General features: G+C 46.0%; 15 protein-coding genes. 7 read left to right on the top strand and 8 right to left on the bottom strand.

The window, feature by feature from the left end:
- Nucleotides 1–45: 45 nt before the first annotated feature.
- The gene (locus ON01_RS12605) at nucleotides 46–1,251 is read left to right on the top strand and encodes a S8 family peptidase (RefSeq protein WP_010531413.1); all 1,206 of its coding nucleotides are present in this window, start codon (nucleotides 46–48) and stop codon (nucleotides 1,249–1,251) included.
- Nucleotides 1,252–1,420: 169 nt separating this feature from the next.
- Here ON01_RS12605 and ON01_RS12600 read toward each other — a convergent pair whose 3' ends face one another.
- The 4 genes from ON01_RS12600 to ON01_RS12585 all read right to left on the bottom strand — a co-directional run bounded on the left by ON01_RS12600 (nucleotide 1,421) and on the right by ON01_RS12585 (nucleotide 4,752).
- Complete coding sequence (locus tag ON01_RS12600) at nucleotides 1,421–2,209, bottom strand: Cof-type HAD-IIB family hydrolase (protein ID WP_010531412.1); 789 nt, start codon at nucleotides 2,207–2,209, stop codon at nucleotides 1,421–1,423.
- 84 nt (nucleotides 2,210–2,293) lie between these two features.
- Nucleotides 2,294–2,803 carry a hypothetical protein gene (locus ON01_RS12595; protein ID WP_010531411.1) on the bottom strand — a complete coding sequence of 170 codons (510 nt, stop codon included), beginning with the start codon at nucleotides 2,801–2,803 and terminating at the stop codon, nucleotides 2,294–2,296.
- Complete coding sequence (locus ON01_RS12590; protein ID WP_010531410.1) at nucleotides 2,800–3,273, bottom strand: hypothetical protein; 474 nt, start codon at nucleotides 3,271–3,273, stop codon at nucleotides 2,800–2,802. Before ON01_RS12590 ends, ON01_RS12595 begins: the two co-directional genes overlap by 4 nt.
- 498 nt (nucleotides 3,274–3,771) lie before the next feature.
- Nucleotides 3,772–4,752, bottom strand: a complete 981-nt coding sequence (locus ON01_RS12585) for a superoxide dismutase (protein WP_010531409.1) — start codon at nucleotides 4,750–4,752, stop codon at nucleotides 3,772–3,774.
- 176 nt (nucleotides 4,753–4,928) lie between these two features.
- Between ON01_RS12585 and ON01_RS12580 the strand changes: the two genes are divergently transcribed.
- Complete coding sequence (locus ON01_RS12580) at nucleotides 4,929–5,555, top strand: metal-dependent hydrolase (RefSeq protein ID WP_010531408.1); 627 nt, start codon at nucleotides 4,929–4,931, stop codon at nucleotides 5,553–5,555.
- A 23-nt stretch (nucleotides 5,556–5,578) separates the two neighbouring features.
- On the opposite strand, the gene ON01_RS12575 is transcribed toward ON01_RS12580, so the two are convergent.
- The 4 genes from ON01_RS12575 to ON01_RS12560 form a co-directional block, all read right to left on the bottom strand.
- Complete coding sequence (locus ON01_RS12575; protein WP_010531407.1) at nucleotides 5,579–7,504, bottom strand: FUSC family protein; 1,926 nt, start codon at nucleotides 7,502–7,504, stop codon at nucleotides 5,579–5,581.
- A gap of 149 nt (nucleotides 7,505–7,653) precedes the next feature.
- Entirely contained in the window at nucleotides 7,654–8,040 is a 387-nt protein-coding gene (locus ON01_RS12570; protein ID WP_029329117.1) for a reverse transcriptase-like protein, read from the bottom strand.
- A 22-nt stretch (nucleotides 8,041–8,062) separates the two neighbouring features.
- Entirely contained in the window at nucleotides 8,063–9,199 is a 1,137-nt protein-coding gene (locus ON01_RS12565; protein WP_010531405.1) for a hypothetical protein, read from the bottom strand.
- A 305-nt stretch (nucleotides 9,200–9,504) separates the two neighbouring features.
- Nucleotides 9,505–10,119, bottom strand: a complete 615-nt coding sequence (locus tag ON01_RS12560; protein ID WP_010531404.1) for a PH domain-containing protein — start codon at nucleotides 10,117–10,119, stop codon at nucleotides 9,505–9,507.
- Nucleotides 10,120–10,399: 280 nt separating this feature from the next.
- Here ON01_RS12560 and ON01_RS12555 point away from each other — a divergent pair, with 280 nt between their 5' ends.
- The 5 genes from ON01_RS12555 (at nucleotide 10,400) to ON01_RS12535 (ending at nucleotide 17,255) form a co-directional block, all read left to right on the top strand.
- Nucleotides 10,400–11,944, top strand: coding sequence for a solute symporter family protein (locus ON01_RS12555; protein ID WP_010531403.1), 1,545 nt, complete (start codon nucleotides 10,400–10,402; stop codon nucleotides 11,942–11,944).
- A complete protein-coding gene (locus ON01_RS12550) occupies nucleotides 11,941–13,689 on the top strand; it encodes a LytS/YhcK type 5TM receptor domain-containing protein (protein WP_010531402.1) in 1,749 nt (582 codons plus the stop codon). Before ON01_RS12555 ends, ON01_RS12550 begins: the two co-directional genes overlap by 4 nt.
- Nucleotides 13,690–14,189: 500 nt before the next feature.
- Nucleotides 14,190–14,948, top strand: a complete 759-nt coding sequence (locus ON01_RS12545; protein WP_010531401.1) for a LytR/AlgR family response regulator transcription factor — start codon at nucleotides 14,190–14,192, stop codon at nucleotides 14,946–14,948.
- A gap of 418 nt (nucleotides 14,949–15,366) precedes the next feature.
- Entirely contained in the window at nucleotides 15,367–15,720 is a 354-nt protein-coding gene (locus ON01_RS12540) for a DUF485 domain-containing protein (RefSeq protein ID WP_010531400.1), read from the top strand.
- Nucleotides 15,717–17,255, top strand: coding sequence for a solute symporter family protein (locus ON01_RS12535; RefSeq protein ID WP_010531399.1), 1,539 nt, complete (start codon nucleotides 15,717–15,719; stop codon nucleotides 17,253–17,255). Before ON01_RS12540 ends, ON01_RS12535 begins: the two co-directional genes overlap by 4 nt.
- Nucleotides 17,256–17,404 lie beyond the last annotated feature (149 nt).

The raw sequence follows: 17,404 nt of genomic DNA, 5'->3' as shown, positions 1-17,404 counted from the left end.
CTGTCGAACATTACCATTAGCTTTTTTAAAGGGAGGACTGAATTCATGAAGAAGTCAATTCTAAGCGGTGCTGCTCTGGCATTTCTGCTCGCAGTATGCCCAATAACAGGAGAAGCCGCTGACAAAGGAAATGACATTGCTGATCACACATCAGCAGTCAACCAAACAGCAGAACAAGGGGAATACATAAAGGGAGAGGTGATTGTCAAATTCGAGGATGATGCAGCTCATCAGAACAAAGGTGCTGCTTTAAATGAACTGAATGCACAGGTTACTCCCGATAAGGACCCTGTCAAATCATCATTTAAGGTATTGGAAGTCGGAAACGTGGATAAAGCCGTAAAGGCACTGAATAATAACCCGAATGTGGAATACGCTGAGCCTAACTATAAGATGGAATCAACATGGTCTCCTAATGACCCATATGCCAACCGGGATTATCAATATGGACTTTTTACAACAAATACAAATAATGCATGGGATGTTACACGCGGAAGCAGCAATCAGGAAATTGCGGTGGTGGATACCGGTGTTGACTATAACCATGAAGATTTGAGCGATAAAACCATTCTTGGATATGATTTCGTTGAGAACGACGATGACCCACTGGACCAGAATGGACACGGCACACATGTTGCAGGCACAGCTGCGGCCGAAACGAATAATGGTACAGGAGTTGCCGGTATGGCGCCTGAATCAAGCATCCTGGCTGTACGAGTGCTGGATGCACAAGGCAGCGGATCATTGGCGAACATCGTAGACGGCATTCGATACGCGGCAGACCATGGCGCTGAAGTTATCAACCTATCACTCGGATGTGATTGCGATACACAGGCAATGGAAGATGCCGTCAATTACGCTTGGAATAAAGGATCAGTTGTTATAGCTGCAGCAGGAAATGCTGGAGTGTCTACCCAGTTTGAGCCGGCATCTTATGACAATGTGATTGCCGTTGCTGCCGTTGACAGCCAGAATAACCTGGCGAGCTTCTCAAATTATGGCAGCTGGGTTGACGTAGCCGCTCCCGGCGTGGATATCGCCTCAACTGTACAACGCAATGGCTACGCATACATGTCCGGTACTTCAATGGCATCACCGCACGTTGCGGGATTGGCTGGACTTCTAGCTGCACAGGGCAGAGATAATGCCGAAATCCGTTCAGCTATTGAAAATACCGCAAACCCTATCAGCGGTACCGGCTCTAACTTCGAACATGGATTAATAGATTCTGAGTCTGCGGTGAAATACTAAATTCATAAAACAGAGCCTCCCTTATCCACAGGGGGGCCTTTTTAATGATTAGGGGTTATAACAGCTGAGATTATCAGCAAAGGGGTTGTCCTATCCGGGGGTTAAAAAAGTGTCACGCGGCCAAAAAACAAGTTGGATTACCTTCCAGAGATGTGCTTTCAATCAAGCTTTATATAGCGAATGACCGTACAAGATAGCGCTCAATAAATTCAGCCAAACCATCTTCTTCGTGGTGGCTAGAGACATGGTCAGCTGCCGCCTTCACTTCAGGCGCGGCATTAGCCATTGCGGCACTAATTCCGGCATTTCGCAGCATTTGAATATCGTTTGGGCCATCACCGATTGCAGCTGTTTCTTCAGGATTAATGCCTAATGCCTTGATCAGCGATTGAATCCCAGACCATTTGGAAATACCAGGAGCGACTATTTCAAAGCCGTCTCGCCAGTCAATCACATCCGCTTCGTTACGGAATAAATGTGACATGTGCGAACCATGACGGCCGGTCTTGACTGTGTATTTCAGCGCACGCCGGTAATCCGCATCCCGCAAATCGCCGATATACTTTGGTGGGATATGACTTTCTTTTGTCCACACATCCACCTCCTTGCACATCCTACTGCAATAGAGACCATCTGTGGTATGCACGATGACGTTGCACGGAAGTTCACTCGTGACACGATGAAAATGTGCCTCATCAAGGACAACAGGTTTCATCTGAGCTACTCTTCCTGTGAACCCTTCATGGATTGAAGCACCATTCAGGCAAATCATCGGTGTCTTCAAACCAAGCAGCCTATGATATGGCGCCGTAATCTCATATTGCCGTCCTGTCGCCAGAAAAACCTTCACACCCTGATTATTCAGTCTGTTTATCGCTTCCGCATTACGCTGTGATATTTCATTCAATGAGGTAAGCAGTGTTCCGTCCATATCGATGAACATGGCGCGTATACTCATATTATTCTCCCTCCTTATGATACATCCACTATATCACCTGAATGTTAATTAGAAGTTAATGTGGTGTAAGGATTTGGTGAAGATTTAAAGGCGGGAGCTACCCCTCATCCTGTTCTGTTCTCTGACAGTCCATTGATAATAAAGTGCGGTCATCGTCTGTGTAACAAGGAAAACGGCAACTGAATATTTCATACTGTATCCGTTCTGATAATGGACCACTTCCATAAACCTCGATACCCGTTCCATTACAAGCCCAAGAATTGCCCACCCTAATATATAGAAAATGACTGTTTTCCGGTCAATCTGAAAGCGGTGATAAAAGTAAACAAAGAAATAACTGAACGGGGCAAACAAAAAATATGTGAGAAGATCGGTCAACTCGTACTTATCTGAGTCATTAACTTTGTAAAAATCCATTAATCCACCGCCAACGGTGAAATCAAAGAATGTGGAAATTGTAAACCCCCAAACTAAAAACAATAAAGTAATGTCCCGCGGAATCTTTTTCGGGAATATAAAAAAAGCAGCATAGGCAACAATCAGCATCACCAGAACATAAATTTCATTTTTACCAAATGTTTCCCATAACATCATGTCTGATTCACCGCTTTCTCAGATGCCTTTTCCATAATGCGGTAAGCCAAAAATGCAGCCAGATTGAGAAGCAAAAAGTAGATGGCATCGAAGCCAAGATTCCAGTTAGTGTATGTCACCATGTTCAAAGCAGTCATAAGATAATTTACGCCAGTCAACAACAGGACAGAAAACAGAACCATCATCGTCTTCCAGCCAAATGAATCACGTGCCATCGAGATATTCAGCTGTATTAGAATAAGAACCGGAATAATGACGCTGCGGTTGATCAAATATGCCGTGTGTGGAAGTGTTTGTTTTGTAACTGTAATCAATTTTAACTCATCCGCAATAATCCATGAAAAATTAATACTCACAATCAGGATGATCAGAAATACAAACGTGTTCTCCACTAAGGATAGTTTTTTCCGCATAACAGCGAATATGGAACCGACAAGCCATGTCAGAAAGAAGAAGATAGGAAAAGCCAAAAAACAACCCCCCAAGTCAGAAAGTGTACAACTGTAGTATGGGTTAGGGTTAATTTATATATTCAATAATAGTGCAGCAAGTAATAGAATGGGATTTTGAGGATGTTGAATGACAATAGTAACATATGATATAAAAACCGCCGGTACTGGTACACCGACGGCGCAATAAGTCCCCGATCTCTTCAAGGCTTCAAGGGGGCCAACGCTGGTTGTGGGAACGCTCGGATACATCATCGGCAATTACGTCGGAACCAGACTTGGTATTGGTTCCAGACGTTAATGTAATTATGATGTGCTATTCTTTCATAGTATTGAAGCTCCCGGCACGAAGCCGGGAGCTTTTACTTTAATTTACTGGAAGGTAGTTGATTTTCAGTCAAGAACGAAAATCGTCATTTAGGGATGTGATGCGCGCACGAATTAGGCGCGGTCCTGCACAAGTTGGGGGTGGAGTTACTGCCGCTTCACACAAGTTTAGCTATCTTAAACTTAAACAGATTAATACGGCTGCCACTTTACCTTTCTCGCCTCGTTAAACCGTCTGTTCACACTGTCCCAGCAGACAACGTTCCACCACGCATCGATGTAGTTTGTACGGTTATTGTGGTACTGCAGATAATATGCGTGCTCCCATACGTCAAGGACGAGCAATGGGATCACATCCTGCTGGGTGAGGTTCTGATGCTTCTCTGCCTGCAAGATTTCGGTCCGGTGTGATCTTGGTGACCAGACAAGCAGCGCCCACCCTACAGACTGGACGTTTTCAGCTGCTTTGGAGAAATGCTCCTTAAATTTATTAAAATTGCCGAATGTCTGCTTGATTTCTTTTGCAATCGGGCCATCCGGTCTTCCGCCACCATTCGGACTCATGTTTTCCCAGAAAATCGTGTGCAGATAGTGCCCGGCGCCATTAAATGCCGCTTCAACTTCCCAATGCCGGATCAGCGAGAAGTCGCCGTTTTTCCGAGCTTTTTGCATCTCCTTTTCAGCTTTGTTCAAGCCATCCACATAGCCTTGATGGTGTTTGTCATGATGCAGTCGCATAATTTCCTCACTGATATGCGGTTCTAGTGCATTGTAATCGTACGGGAGCGGCGGCAGGGTATGTTTGCCAATTGGAACAGCTGTCGTTGATTGTCTGTCCTCATCATCCGCATCAGGTTCATTGTCTTCTGAAAACCCGCCGGAACTGTTTTCCTCCATCAATTGAGCAAATTCACTTCTGAGCTGGTGCGCTTTCTCATTCAATGAATTAATATCAACTGCCGTATCAGCCGTGTCTTCATCCTGCAGTAATTGCTCACGGTAAGCATCTGCCCTTTCGCCCAGTTCACGAAAACGGAGCTGCCACTCACCCGGTTCAATGTTTGAATCTGGCATATCTGAACGCGTTTCTAATGAAGCGACCAGCTGATCGCACTGCTCTGTCCATTCCACCAAATGCTCCAGCCATTCTGCTTCTGTCGATTGCATCGTCATAACAGCAAAGTCCTCCTCTGTATAGATAAAATACTTCCATTCTCAGCCTATGCCGGATAGCCCATTTTGGTAATACACTGTTATGTGAATGGCTTGGCCAATCGCTCCAACCTCTGCACAAAGAGGCCCGCATCCTGTATAATAACCCTGTCATCACGAATTAAAGGAGACTGCCAATGGACGGAAAAATTCACGCAATCGTCGGAGCGGGGACTAGCATAGCTGTAGCCCAGTCAACCGGTCAGGACGCAATTAACACCGCCGTATTGATGGGTGCTGGAATAGTTGCCTCACTGGTGCCGGATTTAGATACAGGCGGAAAACTTGCCAATAAAATTTCATTGTCATATAAAATGGTTCAGAACCTTGTGCGGCTAATTGGGATTTTAGCCGGTCTTTATGCCTGGTTCGGCCTAGCGGGGACGGAAAAGTACATCGGGCTGGCGCTTGGGGTGTTTCTGTTATTCATCGCACCGGTATTTTCACAAAAACTGATGCTGTTTATCAGTGGTGCCGCTATTATTGCAGGAGGTGTATTCATATCGGAAATATGGGTTTGGCTGGCGGGTGTTTATGTCGCAATGGCTGCACTGGTACCGCACAGGAGTTATACGCACTCACTCATCGGGTGGCTGTTTTTTGGGGTGATCGCCTATTACATCAATCAGGACTTTGCCGTTCAGGGACTATTTTGGGCGCTTGTGCTAGCTTACGGAAGTCATTTGCTGATCGATATGCAGTTCTTGCCGGGGAATAAGCGGGGCATTAAATTATTCCTGCCTTTCAGCCAAAAAGGGGTTTGAGAGGAGAGAACGGAACCCGGCCGCTACTCCCTTTCTTCCGGTTTTGCTAACTTGTTCAAACTAAGCGTCAATGTTTCCTGCAATGTATTAAGTTCCTGGCGAATCTGCGTGTGTTCCGGTATGTGAGGAATGTCAAACGTCTCAAGCAATTCCTGCTGCTCAATGGACTGGGCCATTGACTCGAAAAAATAAACAAATCGGGCCGTTTCGTCTTTGGATAATACTGTTCGCCCACCGCTCACTGCAGCAGTGTCAAGAAAGTAGCCAAGCTGTTCTAACGAGAAAATAGCCGGCGATAAATGAGTCAGATAATCAAAGTCATTCGGAATCTCACCTAATGATGTATTGTAAACGGTACGTAAATTATTTAAATTCGTCCGCATTTTATTTTGCGTACGACTGTAATCCTCAACAACGGATACACTTTTATCCGAAAAAATTTTGAAAAATAACTGTGATTGACTGCGAATGGTTTTGGCTAATAAATGCGGCAGGCGGCTTGATGCTGAATGACGGCCGACGAGCAGCACACCCAAAATCCCAATGATACAACCAATGATGACATCGGTGATCCGAGCACTGGCAAAAAAGGATACGTTTTGAATTTGCGTTGTGCTCTCAGCTATTAAAATCGCATTCGGTGTGATAAACGTAACGGCAAATGCATAGTTGCGCACCATAAACGTCTCTGTTAGAAAATGAAACATCGCGATTAATAGTGCCACAACAACCGGTGCAGGGCTGATGGACAGAATTACCACAGCGACAAGAATTCCGAACAGGGTGCCGAGCGAACGCTGAATCGACCGATGAAACGTACTGATGATGGTTGAACCGAGCATGACAGACCCACATGAAACGGGAATCCAGTATGACCGGTCAAATTCGAACGAGAATGCGATCAATGCCGCAAGCCCCAAAACAATGGCATATCTAATGGACGTTAAGAATACAACGGCATTTTTATCAAATGCATCCGCAAATTTTTTTATAATCGGCTGTTTCTGCAAATGAACCTCCTGATCCAAATTTGGGAACGACTCGTGAATTACAGCATTTGCCTCGACAAGATTGGCCAAGAGACGCTCCTCCAAGGTGCTTAACTGCTTTATAGCAGGAGCAGTGATGCTTGTCGCCGGATGCTTTTTACGAAGTGATTGTGTCACCTGTCTTAAAAAAGTGCCCATTTCTGAAGGGGGCTCCGTTTTGCCTTCAGCCTCCAGTTCCAAGAGGTCCATCCAGATTCCATGTGCCAATTCCTTCAATACGTATAAACGCTTAAATGAATCGGTGCTACGCCATGAAATATAGCCAGATGCTAGTGTCCTTTCAGCATCCTGTAACGAAAATAACGTTTTTTCCTTCATCTCATTGAATTTGGCTGTTCCAATCGAATCTAGTAAAGCCGATAACGTGGCATAAAGGCGATAAATTGACTTCTTCTCCGGATGGTAAGGATCAGTAAACCATCCGGCCATCGCAACCACCCAGGAAACGGTACCACCCATGGCAACCAATCCAGCCCTCAGCAGTGCGTCATTCGGGTTAATCTCCATGGCGGATGTCATGGCAAATATGATAACGAAGAAGATCGAAGCCGGCCCCTGGATTTTCAAAGCCCCAAAGACAAACGTCCCGACTCCGCCAATCAGCCCCAACAAGACCGCAAATAGAACTGGCGAAATAGCGGTCAGCGTGCCAAGTCCCATGGCAGCAGACAAGCCCAGAATAACGAAAAACACCTTTTTGGCGCGATGTTTATACGGTTCATTAAACACATATAACGATGAAAATCCTCCAATCCCGGCAATTAGGCCGTATTGGAAGTTCCCAAGCAAGATGCCAATCATGACGGGAATGGATGCACTTAATCCCGCTCCGACTGCCCTTCGCCACGGAAAAGGGGTTCTTTTTACCTTAAAAGCATCTTTAATGATCGATGTTGCCAATTAAGTTTCCTTCTTTCTCTTAAACAGACAGCATTCAAACTACTTTCTAAGCAAGTCTGTTGGTGTCCATAATTAAGTTAAGTATGTAAATTCTCATACAGACTAATTTTAAAGCCTAAATTTTATACGTCAATTTTCCCCTTGCACGGTTACACCCTGATTGCTTGTCTGGCAAGTCTGTCTGCATGAGGGTTCTGCTTTTCGGGGATCCATTTGATGAAGAAATAGGGGAAGCTGCTTGCCTTCTCGTTAATTTGAGAAAGTAGCGGCTTGTAGACCTGATTTTTGATAAAGCCAGCCTCAATCGCGTCAACAACCAGCCTGGAGTCTGAGCGGAATGATAAGATTTCATCCGGAAAATGCTCCAAACAAATCCCCAACGCCTTCAAGACCGCATGAAACTCGGCCTCATGATTGGACATGACGCCGAGCGAAAACGAAAATTCATATTTTCCCCCGTGAGCTTTGATGTAAATACCTGCACCGCTGGCACCCGGGTTGCCGCTGGATGAGCCGTCTGTATAAACCTCAATCAATGCATGAACTCCTTCCTGACAGTTACGCTTCGTCTTTTTCACCATAGTAGTCCATTTCCTCATAGCGCTGCTGCTGCCGGTAACCGTACATGATGTTCCGAACGGTCGTCTCGCGTTCCAAGCTGGAACCAATAGCACCAGCTACCGTGGCAATCGAGGCAACAAGCCAGCCCAGACGGAAAAAATGCATAAAACCTACCTCTTCTCTTTCCAAGCCGACAACCTCACTGAATAACCCCGGTGGCACGATAAACGCAACTGCAATTAGAAACAACAGCAGCAGCATAACATAGTAAACACTGACGGCAACTGTTATGGTTAGGAATGTCGCCGCATTATAGAGTAACCGCAATTTTCGGTGGCTTTTTGCGCTCGGTTTTTCCCAAAGATTATGCGCAAAAATAATCCAGATAATCATACCGAACAGGGCCGACAGCGTTAATATCCAAAATCGATTCATGTCATAAGCCGCACTTAGCTGCCACAGTGTCGGGAATACTAATCCATACGCACCGGTTGCAAAAGCAACTGCCATCACGCGTTTAAATGACGGAATAATCGACCACGGGCGGTTCGCATGGGTCATGCCAAGCAGCAACTTTAACCTTCCATACAGCTTTGGTTTAAGAATAAAGCGCACATCTGATTTTTCAATCCCGTCAGTTTGCGTCATTTTATGGATTGGAGAAAATAGAAAACCGCGCTCCAGCAAACCTTTATGTCTATTTGCACTTTCCCCATTGATACTGTAATCCTCATTCACCCTGAAATATAATTCACCGACAACCTGTATAATGGCTTGATTCACCTTTTTTTGCACAGGGGAAAGCCCGAACGCAGGGATGGATATTTGCGCAACACCTTCTTTGTCATTCACATCCCCCAGCACGACACCCTTTTTAGAAAAAATGGGCAGATCTGTCAGACACACAGTATAATCCCAATTGTGAGCCTCTTTAATGGCTCCAGCCCGTTCAATCAGATTGTCCACATTTTCAGCAGCACCCGTTAACGGGTCTCGGAAAACACCGACTTCCCATGAAATGTCGCCGTCAATTTCTTCATTAAAGGCACCGGGTAATTTGTCGACTAAATTATAAGCAATAGTTTCCGGCAACTCCGGAGCCGGGATTAATCCAACGGTTATTTTTTGTGACAAACGAGTGCCCCCTTCAGATGACTTCACGGATAGTTTTCCTTTCAATCACCTTTGTCATTCCCCATTTTAAGTAAATAAAAACAAATGAGGCCATCTGCGCAGGTCACTGGATCCAGCGTTTTTCCCAAAGACTGTGATGGGGATGTGTCGCGCGAAATTGTGGGGGCGCCGCACGATTTCATGGCATCCTCGCGCGAAATTCGATGAGTGTCGCGCGATTTCTTGGAGGCCTCGCGCGAAATTCGATGCTATCGCGCGAACAAAGGACTGCACAATGCCGCAGCATCGTCCAGCCCTTTTCGCGATCAATTGTTGATATACTTTTCAAAAATATCGCCAAAGTCTTTCGCATGATACGCTTCCCTTACAGACTTCAGCCAGGAGAAGCTGTACTCCGTCATCTCCTTATACTGGCTCGCCAAATCAGCATCAGCCGCCCGTGAATGCTGGAGCACATTCACTGCTTTATCCAGGCTTTGATTACCCATTTCCAGGATAATTTCATTTTCATGCATGGTTTCAGCAATATGCAGCAGCGCCTTGTACAGATCTTTCAATTTCTCGATCTCATCCTTATGTACATCAATGCTGAAGGCCTGGTTGCTGAGCGAGAATTTGATTTCAATATCCATATCAATTTTTCCGGCCGTCTCGAGGAAGACATTTGCAACTTTGTGTTGTGCATATGGATAGCGGTTCAGTGTCCGTTTGGAGGATGCTGCATTTTCCCCGTCAACATGAATGAGGGCGGTATTCGTGAAGCAGTATTCATCCGCCTTTGTCTTGATCAGAAAGTAGATTTTCTCATCATCTTCATGCCGGACATAATCATCCGCATCGGTTTTGTCATAGTCCTCCGGGTCGATGATCTTACCAATGTCCGATAGACCCAGCGCATCTGAGGCAATTTTTTTAAACATATTCAAGTCCCCTTTTCGCGTTGGCTCTGTGCATATCCGATCAACTGCCGCGTCTGTTCTCACAAAGCCATTGCATTTTAACTCACCGCCAGTATAGCATGAAAGGTTGGATATTAGAACCATCGTTGCGGTGAACTGTCTAAATAACTTTACGTACAGCAAAGATTGCGGTACGATTCATAACAAGAGTATTGCTTAAATTTATAATTTATTGAATAGTATCTTGCGGTTTGATCTAAAAACAGCCCCTCAACCCGGGACAGCAAAAGAGGGTGGGAACGTGAACCTGACTTATTTCCTGTTTTTCCTGTGCATTATCGTGTGTACCTTAATCATTACATATTGGGCAGCGAAGCAGAGTAAAACAACGAACCAATTTTATGTAGCAGCAGGCAGTTTAACAGGTATACAAAACGGCATGGCGATTGCCGGGGATTATATTAGTGCCGCATCGTTTCTCGGGATAATCGGAACCATCGCTATCAGCGGTTATGACGGGTTTTTATATGCGATTGGCTTTTTGGTTTCCTATTTAATTGTGTTATTTTTTATTGCCGAACCCGTTCATCGTCTAGGCAAGTATTCGCTCGGGGATGTTATTTGTTCGCGTTTCCCGGGAAAACGGATGCGCTGGATGATGGCAATCGGGGCCCTGATCATCTCGATTCTTTACATGATTCCACAGTTGGTGGCTGCCGGTCTGCTGCTTCGTCTGCTCTTAAATATTGACTATTCAACTTCCGTATTGATCATCGGGAGTCTGATGACTGTCTATGTGGTGTTCGGCGGCATGTTTGCCACTTCTTGGGTGCAAATTGTAAAAACAGTTGTACTCATGTCCGGTACCTTTCTGCTAGCGTTAATTGTTTTTTCACGTTTCGACTGGAATATCGCAGAGTTAATCGCCCAGGTGAAAACAGGTACGCCTCTGGGAGAGCAGTTTTTCCTGCCCGGCAACTTATACGATGACCCGCTGGAGAGCATATCGCTGCATCTGGCGTTAATTCTTGGAACAGCAGGGCTACCGCATATCCTGATCCGCTTCTTTACGGTTCGCAACACAAAAGAGGTACGCAAATCACTGCTGACCGCCAGCTGGATTATTGGTTCTTTTTATATCATCGCACTTGTTCTCGGGCTGGGGACCGTTGCGTTAATCGGCTATCAGCAGCTGGTCGGGCTTGATCCGACCGGCAACTTGGCAGCGCCCCTATTGGCAGAAGAATTGGGTGGCGACTTTCTGATGGCTTTTATTGCAGCTATTGCGTTTACAACGATCATTGCTGTGGTAGCCGGTCTGGTGATTTCAGCCACAACCGCCTTTTCGCACGATGTTTATTTCCATATCATTAAAAAAGGACAGACAACCGAGAAAACGCAGCTGCGGTCGGCCCAATGGACAGCCTTTGTCGTCGGGCTTACCTCAACCCTGTTTGCACTTGGTTTAAAAAATATCAATGTGACACTCCTTGTTTCACTGACATTTATCGTGGCGGCATCAAGCAATTTGCCGGTGCTTTTGTTCACGATTTACTGGAAGCGTTTTAATGAAAAGGGGGCTATCACGGGTATGGTGAGCGGCCTGATTGCTTCGCTCGCGCTGCTCTTAATCGGCCCGCATATCATGAATCCACAGAGCGGCTGGATTCCGCACGAACCACTGTTGCCGTTATCCAACCCGGGTATCATCGCCATCCCGATCGGATTCTTGGGGGCCATCATCGGTTCGCTGCTGACCCAGTCCTCGACACAGAGCACTGCGGAATTCCGGCGGTTTTTCATAAAATCACAGACTGGGATTGAAACGAGGGACAAAAGCTCATGAACTATTTGACGCTGATTTTATTCGAACGTCTCGGGCTATTGCTCGTCATCGCCTTTGTCCTGACACGCACCCGCGGGTTCAGATCACTCCTGGACCGTGAGTTCAGTAAAGGAATGCTGCTGGTCCATGCCTGTGTCTTTGGTCTGTTTGGCATAGCAGGTACAATTACAGGAATTGTAATTGAAGGAGATACAGTCGCCACACGCGACCTCGTACTGATGCCTGTCAGTGATGATCAGATGGTAACTGGTTCAAGTCTGGTTGCAATTGTCATTGCCGGTTTACTGGGAGGTCCTATCGTTGGGCTTGGTGCTGGTGTGATTGCGGGGGCACATCTTTTTTACCTTGGAGGCATAGGATTTATAGCGAACAGCCTGGTCAACCCGATTACCGGACTCCTGGCAGGGTGGACGGCTCGATTTTTTTCCAATGAGCGGGTTATATCACCTATGAAGGCGCTCTTTATCGGTGTTTTCCCTCCGGTCCTGCAGATGCATATGCTGCTGATTGCCGAACCAAACTCAGAGGAAATGATTACAATCGTCAACACGATCGGACTGCCACTGGTCTTATCAAACAGCATCTCCATCGCGATTTTCACAGCTATGATCGGTATTGTCCTACGGGAGCAGGAAACTAGAGCAGCGCAGGCCACCGGACAGGCGCTTGCCATTGCTGAAGAGGCTCTCCCTTTTTTAAGAAAACACCATTCGCCAAAAGAGATGGCGGCAGAGATTGCTGATTTACTTTATGAGCGTCTGGAATTGGCTGCAGTTGCTGTCACCAATGAACACGAAGTTCTAGCGCACAAAGGGATGGGCGGTGATCATCATCAGGAAGGCGATCAGATCGTGACGCCCTTATCCTATGAGGCACTTGAAACCAGGCAGATGCAAATCGCTTATTCGCGTTCGGAGATCCAGTGCCGCTATAAGAATTGTCCGTTTGAAGCGGCAATTTTCATCCCGATCATCGATACCCAGGAATCTGCAGGACTGATTAAATTCTACTTCGAAAAAACACAGCATATCCGGCCGATGGAGCTTGTTCTCGCCAAAGGACTCGGACAATTGATTACCAATCAGCTCGATACTATCGCAACAGAAGAATTGAAAAAACATATTCGTGATGCGGAACTGCGAAACCTTCAGGCTCAGATTAATCCGCATTTTCTATTTAATACACTTCACATGATTGCGGCCCTTTTTCGTAAAGATCCGGAAAAAGCGCGGCATATCACCGTTAACCTGGCACACTATATGCGCTTCAATATCGGCCTTGTATCAGCATCACTCGTCCGGCTGGAAAAAGAATATCAACACGTTAAATCATACGTCGAAATCATTCAGGCCCGTTTTTCCAGCCAGTTGACCATTCACGTTTCAGAGCCTGAGGTAATGACACGAGTGGACATACCGCCTTCAACGATCCAGCCGCTTGTTGAAAACAGCATCAAGCACGGCTTGAAAAATGTAACCAGCGGGGGTGAAGTGAACGTTATCATGGAAGAAAACGAAGACAGCATTCATATCGCCGTCCGTGATAACGGAGATGGATTTCCCGAAAGGCTTTTGAGGGAAGCCGGAATGCCATCATTGTCAGACAGCGAAAACGGGGGTGCCGGTCTTTATAACGTGAACCAGCGTTTGATCAGCCTGATCGGCGATTCGGCACGCCTGCATATACGCAATTTGCCTGAACGCGGAAGTGAAGTCTGTTTTACGATTCCATATAGTGATCATTAAAAAAGGCTATACAGACAAACTCCGCAGCTCTTAACCTTTTAATTTGAGATAAACTGCGACATAGTGAAAAATTTGTGTGCGATAATACCGCTTCGGAAATACACTTCGCTTTCCGCGGGCGGCTGGTGAGCCTCCTCGTGCTTCGCACTGTGGGGTCTCACCTATGCCTCTGCTCCCGCAGGAGTCTCCGTGTATTTCCTCCGCTTAGTTTTGTTCACTATATTTCATGTGATGTGCCACATATCGTAAACAATCCAGCTTCTGATGTACACTGCGCTAATATGGTGTTGATTGGAGCGGAGGGCAGTTGACTCCTGCGGGAAAGCAACAGCTGAAGATCCCGCAGGAAGCGGGTTTTGCTTCCGAGGAAGCTGAAGCGTTGCCCGCGGAAAGCAACTGCCTGAAGCGGAAATCAACCCTGTCACTACGTCGCAGTTTATGGATTTTGTATTAGAAACAATACCTTTTTAAATACAGCCTTAAAGAAGGAGAGTTTCGTTATGCGATCAATTCACGCCATGATTGCCGAAGATGAACAGCTGGCACGGGAGGACATGATTTATTTATTGGAAAAGGAGCCGAATGTCATACTCTGTCCCAGTGCTGAAACGGGCAAGCAATTGTTAGACTTGTATGTTGAACATGAACCTGACGTTATTTTTCTCGACGTAGAAATGCCCGGCATGACCGGAGTGGACGCTATAAAGCAGATAATAGAACTGGAATACCTTCACCCGCCATTGTTTATTTTTACAACAGCCTATGACCAATACGCGATGGACGCGTTTGAAATTGAAGCGGTTGATTATTTGCTCAAGCCCTATGATGATGCCCGTTTTCAAAAAACCATGCGGCGGATCCGCAAGCAAATGGCACAGATCGGCATGAAACGGAACAGGCGAGCTAAGGTGCAAAACGATTCGGCTGCCGAAAAGCTGCTTATAGATGACGGTGAACGCTTGGTCGTGCTGTCGCCGGATTCAATTTACTATGCCGTCCCATCCAACCGTATGCTGGAAATCTATACACATGATGAAGTGATCGAAAGCCGCATGACTTTGCAGGAACTGGAAGATAAACTGCAGGGGCTGTTCTTTTTCCGGACCCACCGGAGCTATCTGGTTAACCTCAATTATGTTCGGGAGATTACCCCATGGTTCAACGGAGCATACAATCTGACGCTGAAGGATGATAACCATACAACACTGCCGGTCAGCCGATCAGCACGAAAGGTATTGCTTGAGACATTCAAAAATTAACCATTCACCAGTAAATTTAAACTTTTCAGACATCATGGGCAACAGCTGACACAAAAACCCCCTCCAAGTAACTGAATATCAGCTACAATGTATCGTAAGCGCTTACAATATACGGAGGTGATTCATTTCGGCTAAATTTATTCAGCAGACTGTTCGGATGACCATAACTAATAGTGTGAGGAGGAATCAAAGTGGTTGATAAAATTGCGTCGAAAAAGAGGCAGGCCAACATATCTCATGATGAGTTTGGAACCTGCGACTTTTCATGGAAGGAAGTTGAAGAGCCATTTTTCCTGGCATGAAACGGGAAAGGTGAACCTTGATGAACCAATAGGGATCTTCTCAGGCGATAGAGAAATAGATGTCAGTTGGGGCCTGAATTAGTTACCTCATCATGACTTAATATAAGGAGGTTAATATGAGTACTGTTAACGAATTTAATACAGACAATCAAAAAGTCGATTTTGAAAAGGTGGAACAAAGTGACCAGTTCAAAAGCTTTTTGCAAAAGAAGAAAAAATTTATTATACCTTATACCGTCTTTTTCCTGATATTTTATTTTCTGTTGCCGGTATTGACGTCGTATACCACCTTTTTGAATACACCGGCAATTGGTGATATTTCCTGGGTATGGTTGTTTGCCTTTGCCCAGTTCGTGATGACGTGGGTTCTGTGTACGATTTACGTGAAAAAAGCAGCAGCTTTTGATGAAGAGACTGACCAGATCATTGAAGATCAGATTCACAATGGGGATGGAGGGAAAGCCTCATGAGCCCTACAGTTATTGTATTGTTTTTGATTATCGTTGCTCTAACACTTGTGATTACGTTCTGGGCTTCAAGGCAGACTCAGACAACCGGGGATTTTTATACAGCGGGCGGTGGTCTGACCGGTTTTCAAAACGGACTTGCGATTTCAGGTGACTACTTATCGGCAGCATCTTTCCTTGGAATCGCCGGGTCGATTGCACTTTTCGGTTTTGACGGTTTCTTCTACAGCATTGGTTTTCTAATTGCATATCTGGTCGTTCTGTTTCTAGTCGCGGAACCGCTCAGGAATCTTGGCAAATACACCCTGGCCGACATGATCAATGCCCGGTTCGATGCCAAAAAAGTCAGAGGAGCCGCGGCCTTAAGTACCATTACGATTTCTATATTCTATATGCTTGCTCAGCTTGTTGGGGCGGGTGCACTCATCCAACTATTGTTTGATATTCCTTATACAGTAGCTGTCCTGATAGTTGGTGTGATGATGACGATTTATGTCCTGTTTGGCGGCATGATCGCTACTAGCTGGGTGCAGATCGTTAAAGCGGTCCTGTTAATGGCAGGCATGCTGATTCTTTCGTTCCTTGTCCTAATGCATTTCAATTTTAATATCGGAGCGATGTTCGAAGAGGCCAAAACAGCTACAGCGCACGGCGCCGATTATTTGAATCCGGGGCTGAAGTACACAGCACCGCTGGATACGATCTCGCTGATGCTCGCACTGGTTCTTGGTACAGCCGGACTGCCGCATATTCTCATGCGTTTTTTCACGGTTAAAGATGCCAAAACCGCCCGGAAATCGGTCGTTACCGCTACCTGGATCATTGGAGCTTTCTATGTCCTGACACTGTTCCTCGGGTTTGGCGCAGCGATTTTCGTTGGTGAGGGAACAATCAGAGAGGCGAACCCAGGCGGAAACATGGCCGCACCACTCTTAGCCGAGGCAATAGGTGGTGAATTCCTGTTTGCATTCATTTCTGCTGTGGCCTTTGCCACTATTTTGGCGGTTGTTGCTGGTCTTGTTCTATCCGGTGCATCGGCATTTGCCCATGATTTATATGGGCAGATCATAAAAAACGGTAAAGCATCCGATCAGCAGCAAATGCTCGCTGCACGCTATGCCGCTCTAGCCGTATCAGTCCTGTCAATTGTTCTGTCGTTGTTTGCGCAGTATTTAAACGTGGCATTCCTTGTTTCGCTAGCATTCTGTATCGGGGCAAGTGCCAATTTACCGGTCATTCTGTATACAGTCTATTGGAAGCGATTCAATACAACAGGGGCTGTTTCGGCGCTCTTGTCCGGTCTGTTTTCAGCATTGATTCTTGTGTCGGTAAGCCCGAGTGTTTTCTCACCGACAGAAGGTGCAGCATTATTTGTCGGTAACCCGATCTTTCCACTTAGCAATCCGGCGTTGGTGTCTGTACCGATTGGCTTTCTCGGTGGCTACCTTGGTACGATTTTCTCTAGTAAATCCGATGCGAAGCGGTATGCTGAAGTGAAAGTAAAAGCACATACAGGCTACCGGGAGACCGGAAGTTAAGTTTAAAGCGACTGCCGACATGGCAGTCGCTTTTTTTGATCTACGGGTATAGCTGCTTCTGGGATTAGGATAAGGCTTACGCTGTTGCGCGAAAAAAAGCAGGTGTTGCGCGATTTTATATGATTGTCGCGCGAATTTCTGCTGGTGTC

Source organism: Lentibacillus jeotgali, assembly GCF_000224785.1.
GTDB classification, from domain to species: Bacteria; Bacillota; Bacilli; order Bacillales; family Amphibacillaceae; genus Lentibacillus; species Lentibacillus jeotgali.
This window is presented reverse-complemented; position numbering and strand designations above follow the sequence as displayed.